This is a genomic window from Duganella sp. AC237, from assembly GCF_979254035.1.
Window position 1 is genome coordinate 3,780,765 of the sequence record NZ_CEEDEW010000003.1, and the last position, 11,738, is coordinate 3,792,502.

Consider the following 11,738-nt stretch of genomic DNA (forward strand, 5'->3'; position numbering starts at 1 on the left):
ACGAGATAATGCATGTGGCGCATCACCATCGCCACCACTTCCACTGCGTGAAATGCGACCGCGTGTTCGATATCGAGGGCTGCCCTGGCCATATGGACAGTCTGGCGACCAAGGGGTTTACCATCGAACGCCACGAGTTGACCTTGTACGGCGTCTGCGCCGAATGCTCGGCCGCCGGCGCCACGCCGCCGCCCCGGCCCCAACCCGCCATCAGCTTGACCCGGCACGGCGCCGGCAATCGGCACGCCGGTTTGTGCCCGCCGCGATCCGCCATGCCCCGCGCCTGCCCTGCGCGTGCGACAGCGTACATCGCTTAAAATCGAACTTAGGCATACTTATCGTTACCCCGAAATAACTTGATGAAAGCGAGACATGGCAGAGAATGAAAAGGCGGCGTCGCCCGCCCCGGTGATGGATGCGGAAACCCTGGAGTTCATACGCGGCGTGTTCACGCTGGTGCGCGGCGGCGACGCGGAACGTCTGGCCGGCATGGTGGCCAAGGGCTTGCCCGTCAGTTTCCGCAATGAGAAAGGCGACAGCCTGATCATGCTGGCCTGCTATCACGGCCACCTGGACACGGCGCGCGTGCTGCTCGAAGCCGGCGCCGACCCGAACGTGCCGAACGACCAGGGCCAGACGCCGCTGGCGGGCGTGGCCTACAAAGGCTATCTGGACATCGCCGAGCTGCTGCTGGCCCATGGCGCCGACATCGAAGGCGCCAGCCCGGACGGCAAGACGCCGCTGATGATGGCGGCCATGTTCAACCGCACCGATATCCTCAAGCTGTTGATCGAGCGCGGCGCGGCCGTCGATGCGGTCGACAGTCGGGGCATGACGGCGATCTCGCTGGCGCAGACGATGGGCGCGAAGGACACGGCCGCGCTGCTGGCCGAAAAAAACCTGTAAGCCACGCTGCGGCGACCCCGACCCGTCCCTCCCGCCCTCATGCCCCGATCAGGCCTTGCCCGCACACGCGCAGGGTCGCGCCGCTGATGCCGAACGCGGCCGGGGTGCTGAGGAACGCGATCAGTTCGGCGACGTCGCGCGGCTGCCCGCTCTGCTTGACGGCATTGAGGCGCCGGCCGATCTCCCGCACGACCATGGGCATGGCGTCGGTCATCGGCGTATCGATGAAGCCGGGCGCCACGGCGTTGATGCAGATGCCGCGCGGCGCCAGCAGCGGCGCCTGGGCGGCGACATAGCCGATCAGCGCGGCCTTGGACGCGGCGTAGTTGGTCTGCCCGAAATTGCCCGCCACGCCGCTGACCGACGACAGGCAGACAATCCGGCCGTCGTCGCGCAGCACGCGCCGCTCCAGCAAGCGCTGGTCGATCGCGATCACGGCGGCCAAGTTGACCTGCACCACCAGATCCCAGAAATGCTCCTGCATATTGGCCAGCGTGCGGTCGCGCGTGATGCCGGCGTTGTGGACCACGACGTCGACGCCGCCGAAGCGCTCGAGCAAAAAGTCGGCAAGACGCCCGGCGCTGTCCGGCGCGGCGATATCGGCGAGGAAGGGCACGGCGGCGAAGCGGTCGCAGGCCTGGTGCAACGCATCCGCCGCGCCCGGCACATCGAGCGCGACGACGGTGGCGCCCTCTTGCGCCAGCCGCTCGACCACGGCCAGGCCGATGCCCCTGGCGGCGCCTGTCACCAGCGCGACCTTGCCGGACAACGCCTGCGTCGACGACATGCTGGCGGGCGCCGCCACGTTGGCCGCCAGGTGGAACGCCTGCCCTGTCACGTAGGTGGTGCGGGCGCCGCAAAAGAACCGCAGCGGACCGTCCAGGCGGTCGAGCGCGTCGCGCGCCACATAGCCGAGATTGACCGTAATACCTTTGGCGCCGATTTCCTTTGCCAGCGAGCGCACAAATCCTTCAACGCCACGGGCAACGGCGGCGGCGGCCGGCGTGGCCGCGGCGCCGGGATCGGCCGCCAGTATCAGCACCCGGCCATTGCGAACCAGCCGCCGCACGACAGGATGCAAGCCGTCGTACAACGCCCGGTAGTCCTGCGGCGCCACGCAACCGGTGGCGTCCATCGCGACGATATCGAGCGGCCCGGCGCCGGCGGCCGGCCCGTCCAACGCCGCCGTGCCGGCGCGGACAAAAGCCGCCGCCATCGCCTCGGCCGCATAGCCGCCGGCCGTCCGGCATAACAAAACGCGTTTGCCATCGAACGGCCGGTCCACATACGGTCCCGCCTCGCGCGACAGCGGCACCGGGTTCGGCAGGCCGATGGCCCTGGCGATGGCGCCGGTGATCGGGTTGCCGTTCAAGCGCATTAACAAATCGGACATGTGATTCTCTTCGGTGCGGGTAACACCGCATTATGCCCGCACCGGCCGCTGGAGACGTTCCAGCCCGGTTTGCCGTCCACCCGCAAGACGCCGGCCCGGCCTCAGTCGAGCAAGCCGAGCATTTTGGCCTCGTAGATCGCCTCGGCGCGCGAGTTCACCTTGAGCTTGCGGTAGGTGCGCCGGATGAAGGTCAGCACGGTGTGGCTCGACACCGCCATCAATCCTGCGATCTCCTCGGTGGTGAAGCCTTTGGTGATCAGCTCCAGCACCTGCTGCTCGCGGGGCGACAACTGGGTGCGCAACGGTTGGGCGTCGGCATCCGCCGCGCTCCTGGCCAGCGCCTGCCGCACCGGCGGCAGGTGGCGGAAGCGGGTCAGCATTTGCCGGGCGATGATCGGGCTGATCGGGCTGCCCCCCTGAAAAATGCTGCGGATCTCGTCGGCCAGGCCGCCCGGCTTGGTGTGCTTGAGCAGATACCCGGCGGCGCCGGCCTCGATCGCGCGCATCACATGCAGTTCGTCGCCGAAATTGGTGCTGACCATGACCGCGCAATCGGGCCAGTGGGACGCGGCCGCGCCGATGACATCGATGCCGGAACCGTCCGGCAGGCCCAGGTCCACCACCAGCACGTCGCAGGCCCGTCCGTCGAGCATTTGCAGGCCGGCATGGCGCGTGCTGGCGGCCGCCGCCAGCACCATGTCGGCCGCGCCGGCCACGGTCCCCTCCAGCGCATGCAGGAAGTCCATATCGTCCTCGACGATACCGACGCGGATGGGGTGGATCGAAGTGGTGGTCATCATGGGTTGTCTCAGTGGTGTGTGGCGACCCGCGGCGGCGCCAGGGTCGGTTGCGAGTGCGTTGGCAGTGCCGGTTGCGGTTGCGGTTGCGATAGCGGCTGGGGTTGCGGTTGCGTTAGCGGCAGCCACAGCAGCACGCGGGTGCCGCCGCCGACGACCGCCTCCCAATCGATGGCGCCGCCGATGGCGGCGGCCCGGCGCTGTTGGTTCAGCAAGCCCTTGCCGCCGCGCTGCCGCGCCGCCGCCAGATCGAAGCCGGGACCGTTGTCGGCGATCGACACCGTCACGCCGTCGTCGTCGAACGCGGTGGCGACACGGATTTCAGTGGCGTTGGTGTGCTTGACGATATTGCTCAACGCTTCCTGCAAGATGCGCAGGATGTGCAGCGCGGTGCGCGGATCGATCCATTCGAGCGGCGGCACGTCGGCCACGGCCCAGTGCAGGCGCATGCCGGCCAGTCGCAGACGCTCGCCCAGCCGGTAGCGCAAGGTCGCCAGCAACAGCAGCAAATCGGCCTCGACCGGCTCGAGCGAGTCGATCGTCAGGTGCAGGTCGTCGATGCAGGCGCGCAGGATGTCGGGGATGGCGTTCTCCTCGAGCTGGCCGCGCTCGACCGCCCACAGCGCGCTTTGCAACGACGAGCCGAGGCCGTCGTGCATGTCCTGCATCAGGCGCAGGCGTTCGCCGGCGAGCGTTTGCCTGTGCTCGATCTCGATGAGGCGCTGGTAGCTCAATGCCAGCTCGGCCTCGCGCTCGCGCAGGCGCGACGCCAGTTGCAGGTTGCTCTGCTCGACATGCGCCAGCGCGCCGATATAACGGCGGTACATCAGGTAGCACAGCATGCCGAAATTTTGCAGATTGATATACGGTCCCAGATACCAGTGCTCCGGCCCGAGGAAATTGCTTTGCAGCGCCCAATCGTTAAGACCGTACAACACGCAAAGGCCGACGCCGACCGACATCAGCATGGCGTCCGGCGAACGGCGCCATGACGCCCGTACGCCGGCAACGGTGATGGCGCTGCCGGCCACGATGGCGAGCAGGTAGATCAGCGGCGTGACCAGCGGCGTGTTCCAGCCCGCCAACGACGGCGACGAGCACACGGCGACAAAAAAGTTGACCGCCAGCAAGCTGCGGCTCAGCCAGCGCTGGCGTTGCCCGTGCACCATCTCCTGGAACGCGTGCACCAGCGTCAGCATCCAGAACAGCGAATTGAGCATGAGCCAGGCGAACCAGTCGTTGTCCAGCCGCGCCTCGCAGAAAAAGCTCAGCGAGCGCGTGAACTGGGCCGCCGCCAGCAAGGTGAACAGCCCGTAGCCCAGGCCGACGCCGCGCCACAGCCAGACAAAGGCGGAAAACACGCCGACGGCGACGAAGGCGCCGATGCACATGAGCGGCAGATACAATTGCAGCCACTGCCGTCCGTGGTAGCGCCAGCCGATATCGTCGGTCGTTCCCAGCCACACAGAGGCGAGCGCCGCGCGGCTGCTGGGCGGGTGCTGAATGCGGAACAGGATCTCGCGCGGCGGCGCGCTGCGCGGGTCGCCGCCCAGTTCCAGCCACAACGGCGGCCAGTACCAAGTCGGCCCGTCGAGCTGGCGTTGGTGGCGCAGCCGGCCGTCGACGTAGACGGCGATCGGGCCGTAGGCCTTGACCCGCGCCGAGTACAGCATCCGCCCCGCGCCGGATTCGGCGGCCGGCAAGGTCAGGCGGAACCAGGTGGTGACGATGGGGGCGCCAGATACGTCCAAGCGGCCTGCGGCGGTGGGGGGGCTCGGCACGTCAGGCGTATCGGGCGTTTCGTGCGCGCTGGCGCCGCTGCCGGCCTGCGCCGCGCGCGCCTGGCCGAGCACGTCCGACGGGTGGGCGTAGGGCAGTGTCACGGTGCGCCAGGCCGCCGGCAACGTGGCGCTGTCGACCTTGTCCGCGGCCGGCGTGGGGCGCTCGCCTGCGACTTCCTGCATCTCGGCTTTCGTCAGGTGCAGGGGCCCGGCGCAGGCACCGGCCATGCCCAAAAGCAGCATGCTGAGGCAAGCCGCCAGCCTGCCTGGCGGCATGGCGATGCGTCGGCGAGGCGGCCGCGATAGTGCTGTGCGTGGATACAATCTGGCCCCGCCCGATGAAAAAACCCCAGTCCCCGTTCGCCTCGAACAGCGCTTGCACGCCGGGCAAAAGTGACTATTAAGAAAATATTAATGTTATTCTTAATCGTAACATTAATGTCCACAGTTTAAACATCGCGGTCTGTCCCCAATTCTGGTGACAGCGCGGTTGGCGCTTCAGAGGTAGAGTGGTCGATGTCAACGAGGCCCCCACCATGAAACTGTCGCTCGCCGCGAAATTCAATATCGTCTTTCTCACCATTTTCGCGATCGGCTTCGGCGCCGCCAGCGCCGTCACCAACCACTTGCTGCAGCAAAACGCACGCGAAGAGACGCTGGAAAGCGCCCGCGTGCTGATGCAAGCGGCCAGCGCCGCGCGCAGCTACACCTCGGGCCAGATCGCCCCGCTGCTCGACATGCAGCTCAAGTATGAATTCCTGCCCCAGTCGATCCCCTCGTACGCCGCCACCGAGCACCTTAACCATCTGCTCAAGTCCTACCCGGATTTCAGCTACAAGGAAGCGACGCTGAACCCGACCAACCTGCGCGACCGCGCCTCCGACTGGGAGGCCGACGTCGTCAACACCTTGCGCGCCAAACCGGAGCTGAAGGAAATGGTGGGCGAGCGCGGCACGCCGATCGGCCCGGCGCTGTATGTGGCGCGGCCGCTACAGATCACCAACGCGGCCTGCCTGCGCTGCCACAGCGTGCCCGACAACGCCCCCAAGACCATGCTCGACATTTACGGCCGCAACAACGGCTTCGGCTGGAAGCACATGGAGATCATCGGCGCCCAGGTGGTGTCGGTGCCGATGGAGGTGCCGCTGCGGCGCGCCAGCGTCATGCTGCGCAGTTACATGGTGTCGATGCTGGGCATCTTCGTGTTCCTGTTCATCGCCCTCAACTTGATGGTGCACCTGTTCGTCACGCGCCGCATCACGCAGATGTCGCGCCTGGCCGACCAGGTCAGCATGGGCGAGTTCAGCGCCGGGGAGCTCGACGTCAAGGGCAGCGACGAATTGTCGGTGCTGGCGCGCTCCTTCGGGCGCATGCGCACCAGCCTGGCGAGCGCGATGAAAATGCTCGAAGAGTAAGCGCGACATGCTTGCGCAATTGGGGAAATACCGGATCGACGCCACCCTCGGCAAGGGCGCCATGGGGGTGGTCTACAAGGCCTTCGATCCGCACATCGAGCGGGTGGTCGCGCTCAAGACGATCCGCAAGGAGTTGTTCGGCGACACCCGTCAGGCCGAGCTGATCAGCCGTTTCAAGAACGAGGCGCAGGCCGCCGGCCGCCTGCAGCATCCCAACATCGTCAGCGTGTACGAGTACGGCGAGGACGCCGACGCCGCCTACATCGCCATGGAATTCGTCGACGGCACGCCGCTCAATACCTTGATGGTCGCCGGCCAGCCCACCGCGCTGGCGCACGTGGACGCCTGGATGGGCGACCTGCTGCTGGCACTCGACTATGCGCACGCGCGCGGCGTGGTCCATCGCGACATCAAGCCGGCCAACCTGCTGATCACGTCCAGCGCCCAGGTCAAGGTGGGCGACTTTGGCGTGGCGCGCATCGAATCGTCGACGCTGACGCAGACCGGATCGATGATCGGCACGCCCAGCTACATGTCGCCCGAGCAGTTTCGTGGCGAAACCGTGGACGGCCGCTCCGACGTGTTCTCGGCCGGGGTGCTGCTGTACCAGCTGCTGACGGGGGTGCGGCCGTTCGTCGGCTCGCCCACCATCGTGATGCAGCAGATTCTCAATGAGATACCGGCGCCGCCGTCGCAACTGGTGGCGACGCTCGGCACAGGCTACGACCGTCTCGTCGAACGGGCCATGGCCAAGGCGCCGGACGAGCGCTATCCTTCGGCGCGCGCTTTTCTCGACGACCTGTCCGCCCTGGGGCGCGCCGGCGCCGCCTCCCAGGACACCGCGGCGCTGGCCGATGCCGACCGCACGGTGCTGGCCTCCGACGTGCGCGCCAATTGGGTCCCGCCGCCGGTGTCTGTGCCCGGCGGCGACGGGAGCACGGGCACGGGCAGCCTCACGATGACGCCATGGAAGCTGGAAGCCTTCCCCGAGCTGGAAACCATCCTGTCGCGCCAGATCGGGCCGATGGCGAAATTCCTGCTCAAGAAAGTCGCGACCAGGGCGGACGGCATCGACGAGCTGTGCGACCTGCTGCTGCCGCACATCCCGTCCGAGCTGGGCAAAGTCGAATTCCAGCAAGGCGTGACGCTGGTGAAGCGCAAGCTTGCCGCCAGCGGCACCGGAACGGGCAGCTCGCGTGCTACCATGGGCGCCGGCGCATCGTCGGCGGGATTGCGCACGGCTGCGACAACGGGCATCGGAACCGGCGGCGGCACCGGCGCTGCGGCAGGCCGCTCGGCGATCGTTCCGCCGGTCGCCTTCGACACAGCCTTCGTCGACGCCACGGCGCAAACGCTCACGGCGATCATCGGTCCGATCGCCAGGGTGGTAGTCAGGCGGGCATCCCGGGAGACCGTCGACCGCGACGATTTCCTGCGCCTGGTGGCCGCGCATATCGAAACGCCGTCCGAGCGTGCCCGCTTCCTCGCCGCGAACGGCGTCGCGGCATGAGCGCCCGGACGCCACTGTCAGACACCCGTCCGCACCGGATGGCGATCGGCGTGGCGCTGGGCGCCACCGACATCGGCCCGGTACGCGACAGCAACGAGGACAACTTCCTGATCGACGCCGAACTGGGTCTGGCGATGGTCGCCGACGGCATGGGCGGCCACCAGGCCGGCGAAGTGGCCAGCGCCGGCGCGCTGACGGCGCTGCGCGACTATCTGCGCCGGCACGGCGGCCAGGGAACGCCGTTCGACAGCGCCGACGCCGACGCGACGTGGTCGGACCTCGACATGCGCGCGGTGGCCTTGCTGCACGACGCCATCGATGCCGCCAACCACGCGCTGTACGCCCGCAACCTGGAGCGCAACTGCGCCGACGGCGGCGGCATGGGCACCACCTTGTGCGGCTACTGGTATCCGCCCGGAGCGGTCGCGCTGGTGCTGTTCAACGTTGGCGACAGCCGCTTGTACCTCCAGCGCGGCGGCCGGCTCGAACAGCTGACGCGCGACCAGACCTTGTACCAGCAAGCGCTCGACTCGGGCATGTTCGACAACCTGCCGGCCAGGAACCTGCTGCTGCAGGCGGTGGGACCGTCGCAACGGGTGTCGCCGGAGGTGCGCTCGCAGGTGGTGCGGCCGGGCGATGTGCTGATGCTGTGCAGCGACGGCTTGCACGGCGCCGTGCCGCACGGGGAAATCGAACAGGTGCTGGCCGGCGCCAGCGCCGCCACGCTCGATGCCGACTGCGCGCGCCTGATCGCGCTGGCCACGCGCTACGGCGGGCGTGACAACGTCACCGTGCTGCTCACCTGCTGCCCGCCATGAACGTCATCGCCGTCATGCACAATATGAGTGGCCATCCGTCAGGCGCCGGGCCAGCCGTGGCCGCGCCAGTCGCCATCGAGCAGCGCCGCGAAGGCGCCGGCGGGCGGCAGGCCGCGGCTGAGAACCAGGCAAGGCGCCACCTGGGGCGAACCGTCGGTCCACCACAGGCAGTGTCCCGACAGCGCGGCGGCGGCGATGGACGCGACCACGCCGCCGCCATCGGCCCGCGTCTGCGCGAGCGCGGGCGGCGCGATGCCGTCCAGCGCAACCACCGTGGTCCCCGGCGCCCCGGCCAATGCCGGTGGTGGCGCCAGCGCCTCGACGGCGGCGTCGAACGCATCGAGCGAAAAGTCTTCCTCCAGCGACGACAGCGCCAGCGACTCCAGTTCCGCATACCAGCGATGATGCGCCGTCACGCAATCGGCCAGCGGCGCGGCGGTATCGAGCGCGCGCGCCAGCGTCAGCGGAAAATGGCGCCCGACCCGGTCCACGCTGGGCATCAGCAGGCCGGCCCGCCCCTGCACGCCGCATACACCCGGCGCCAGCGCGAAGCGCCAGATCGGACTACTGAGATATGTGGCCAGCCAGCCGGCGCCCAGCGCCGCCTTGCTGTGTTGAAGTCCCGCTTGCAACCAGGCGTCCCATGGCTGCTGGAACTCCGGCGCCAGCCGGCGCGTGACGAAGTCGCCATGGCTGGTGACCTTGCCGAAGAAGCCCGTACGCTCTACATTATTTTCCCAAGCCATGATGCCTCGTTGATGGTTAAAACGCCGCGGCCCATGTGGCAAACCGCTTGGTTTGGTCCCGACCACTATACCCGATAGGGCAACGTCCATGAACGAATTAAAGCAACTTGGCCGGTATGAACTACAACGCTTGCTCGGGCGCGGCGCCATGGGCCTGGTGTACCTGGGCCTCGATCCAAAGCTGAACCGGCGCGTCGCCATCAAGGTCGTCGAAACCACCCACCTCGACGCCGAACAGCGTGCCGACTATTCGGAGCGCTTCGTACGGGAGGCGCGGGCGGTGGCGCGCCTGAACCATCCGAACATCGTCACCGTGTACGACTTCGGCGAGGAAAACGGCATCGCCTACCTTGTGATGGAACTGATCGCCGGCGAGGAGCTGGGCGACTACTTCGACGAGAACCAGTCCTTTTCGCTCGAATTTACCTTGGCCGACGCGGTGCGCATGACATGCGAGCTGCTCGACGCGGTGGCCTACGCGCACCAGAACGGCGTGATCCACCGCGACATCAAGCCCGCCAACATCATGCTCGGCGCCCAGCTGCGCGTAAAGCTCACCGACTTCGGCGTGGCCTGCCTGGAAAGCGCGGCGGTCGACGAAGTCGGCACACTGGTCGGCACTCCCAGCTACATGTCGCCAGAGCAGATCGCCGGCCAGGGCGCCGGTCCGAGCTCGGACATTTTCGCCGTCGGCATCATCCTGTACCAGTTCCTGACAGCGCAAAAACCGTTTCGTGGCCAGGGCCTGTTCGCGCTGCAGCAGAACATCCTGCACGAGCAGCCCGTGTTGCCAAGCATGCTCAGTCCCGCGCTCGATCCGGTTTTCGACCGCATCGTGCTGCGCGCGCTGGCCAAACGCCCGCACGACCGCTACCCGGATGCCCGCGCCTTCCGCGAAGACCTGCAGCGCGCGCTCAATGGCGAGCGCATCGCCGCCAACGCCACCATTCCGCCGCGCCTGCACGGCGTCAACCCCTTCCTGACGGCGCCGGATGAGGACCAGACGGTGGAGGCGCCGCCGGCGCGCGACCGGCCCGAGGCAACGCCGCCGACGCCGCCGACGCCGCCATGCAGCGACCTCGAGGCCACGTTACTGGCGACGCAAGCCAATGACGCCGACGCCACCATCGTGGCGCCACCGCGGGGACGCTCGCCATGAGCGCCGGGCCCACCGACGACGCCGCGTGCCGCGCCGCCTTTTTGCCGCAACTGCGCAGTGTCGGCGACAGCATCGGCGCCACCGGCGACATCGACGACATCATGCTCAACCTGTCGGCCGGCATCTGCGAGCTGTTTGGCGCGGACCGCCTGAGCATCTACGCGCTGGGCGAGGACAAGGCCAGCCTGGTGTCCAAGCTCAAGACCGGCCTGGCGTCGTTCAAGCAGCTCAAATTGCCGATTTCGGCCGACAGCATCGCCGGCTATGCGGCGCTGACGGGGCGCACGCTGAACCTGCGCGACGTCTACGACGAGGAGGAGCTGCGCAGCCACGCTCAGGCGCTGCGTTTTCAGTTGGGTGTGGACCGGCGCACCGGCTACCGCACGCGCGAAATGCTGGTCGCGCCCATCGTCGACGGCGGCGGGGCCGTGCTGGGCGTGGTCCAGCTGATCAACAACCGCCACGGCGGGCCGTTCCCGCCACTGATCGAAGACGGCGTGCGCGAGCTGGCGCGCCTGCTGGCGGGCGCGTTCGCCAATGGAGGCGGCGGCAAGGCCGCGCGGCGCGAGCGCGGACGCTTCGCCGCGCTGATCCCGGAAGCGTTGTTGTCGCGCGCCCAACTCGACCAGGCAATGCGGCTGACCGTCGCCGGGCGCGACATCGAGGATGTGCTGATCGACGACTTCGGCATCAAGACAGTGCTGGTGGGACGGGCGCTGGCCGACTTCTACTCCATGCCCTACTTCACCTTCGACCGCGCCCACCGGCGCCCGGTGCGGCTGCTGGAGCAGTTCCAGCGCGCCGACGTGCTGCGGCAACAATGGATGCCCATCGTCGACGGCGGCAACGGCCTGTTCGTTCTCGCGGTCGATCCGGACCAGGCGCGCGCCGACGGCGCCGTCGCCCGCGCCTTTCCCGGCGTGCGGCCGGTATGGTGCGTGACCACGCGGCGCGAATTCGGCTCGATGGTGGAGCAGTTTTTTGGCGACGAGCCGCCGGTGGCGCCGGCGCCGATGCCGGCCGACTTGGCCGAAGTGGTGGCCGGCCTCGCGCAGCAGGCGCACCGACACGGCATCCGCCAGTTGCACATCGAAACGACGCCCGGGGACGCCCCTGGCGAAATACGCTTTCAGGTGAGCGGCGTGCTTCTTTCTGAAACACGTAGGGCGGATTAGCGAAGCGTAATCCGCCATGCACGCGCCGTCGGCGGCTC

General features: G+C 67.9%; 11 protein-coding genes. 7 read left to right on the forward strand and 4 right to left on the reverse strand.

Annotation, left to right across the window (positions count from 1 at the left end; translation table 11 throughout):
• Positions 1-14: 14 nt before the first annotated feature.
• Both AC0IYS_RS16765 and AC0IYS_RS16770 read left to right on the forward strand, forming a co-directional pair.
• Positions 15-317 (forward strand): hypothetical protein, encoded by a 303-nt coding sequence (locus tag AC0IYS_RS16765; RefSeq protein WP_471706222.1) that lies wholly within the window; start codon positions 15-17, stop codon positions 315-317.
• Positions 318-372: 55 nt separating this feature from the next.
• Complete coding sequence (locus AC0IYS_RS16770) at positions 373-906, forward strand: ankyrin repeat domain-containing protein (protein ID WP_471706223.1); 534 nt, start codon at positions 373-375, stop codon at positions 904-906.
• Positions 907-943: 37 nt separating this feature from the next.
• Here the strand turns inward: AC0IYS_RS16770 and AC0IYS_RS16775 are convergent, their stop codons facing one another.
• From AC0IYS_RS16775 to AC0IYS_RS16785, 3 genes are all read right to left on the reverse strand, one after another.
• Positions 944-2,299: a 3-oxoacyl-ACP reductase gene (locus AC0IYS_RS16775; RefSeq protein WP_471706224.1), complete on the reverse strand. Its 1,356-nt coding sequence runs from the start codon at positions 2,297-2,299 to the stop codon at positions 944-946.
• 101 nt (positions 2,300-2,400) lie between these two features.
• Positions 2,401-3,099 carry a LuxR C-terminal-related transcriptional regulator gene (locus tag AC0IYS_RS16780; protein WP_471706225.1) on the reverse strand — a complete coding sequence of 233 codons (699 nt, stop codon included), beginning with the start codon at positions 3,097-3,099 and terminating at the stop codon, positions 2,401-2,403.
• An 8-nt stretch (positions 3,100-3,107) separates the two neighbouring features.
• Entirely contained in the window at positions 3,108-5,153 is a 2,046-nt protein-coding gene (locus AC0IYS_RS16785) for a sensor histidine kinase (RefSeq protein ID WP_471706226.1), read from the reverse strand.
• Positions 5,154-5,413: 260 nt separating this feature from the next.
• On the opposite strand from AC0IYS_RS16785, the gene AC0IYS_RS16790 reads away from it, so the two are divergent.
• The 3 genes from AC0IYS_RS16790 to AC0IYS_RS16800 are packed head-to-tail and all read left to right on the forward strand — an operon-like array spanning position 5,414 to position 8,620.
• On the forward strand, positions 5,414-6,292 hold the full coding sequence (locus tag AC0IYS_RS16790; protein WP_471706227.1) for a Tll0287-like domain-containing protein: 879 nt from the start codon (positions 5,414-5,416) through the stop codon (positions 6,290-6,292).
• A gap of 7 nt (positions 6,293-6,299) precedes the next feature.
• Complete coding sequence (locus AC0IYS_RS16795; RefSeq protein WP_471706228.1) at positions 6,300-7,802, forward strand: serine/threonine-protein kinase; 1,503 nt, start codon at positions 6,300-6,302, stop codon at positions 7,800-7,802.
• Positions 7,799-8,620 (forward strand): PP2C family protein-serine/threonine phosphatase, encoded by an 822-nt coding sequence (locus AC0IYS_RS16800; protein WP_471706229.1) that lies wholly within the window; start codon positions 7,799-7,801, stop codon positions 8,618-8,620. Before AC0IYS_RS16795 ends, AC0IYS_RS16800 begins: the two co-directional genes overlap by 4 nt.
• Positions 8,621-8,658: 38 nt before the next feature.
• Here AC0IYS_RS16800 and tagF read toward each other — a convergent pair whose 3' ends face one another.
• Entirely contained in the window at positions 8,659-9,366 is a 708-nt protein-coding gene (gene tagF, locus AC0IYS_RS16805) for a type VI secretion system-associated protein TagF (protein ID WP_471706230.1), read from the reverse strand.
• Positions 9,367-9,454: 88 nt separating this feature from the next.
• On the opposite strand from tagF, the gene AC0IYS_RS16810 reads away from it, so the two are divergent.
• Together AC0IYS_RS16810 and AC0IYS_RS16815 are read left to right on the forward strand one after the other, a co-directional pair.
• Complete coding sequence (locus AC0IYS_RS16810; RefSeq protein WP_471706231.1) at positions 9,455-10,525, forward strand: serine/threonine-protein kinase; 1,071 nt, start codon at positions 9,455-9,457, stop codon at positions 10,523-10,525.
• Positions 10,522-11,700 (forward strand): GAF domain-containing protein, encoded by a 1,179-nt coding sequence (locus tag AC0IYS_RS16815; RefSeq protein WP_471706233.1) that lies wholly within the window; start codon positions 10,522-10,524, stop codon positions 11,698-11,700. The genes AC0IYS_RS16810 and AC0IYS_RS16815 overlap by 4 nt, the downstream gene beginning before the upstream one ends.
• Positions 11,701-11,738 lie beyond the last annotated feature (38 nt).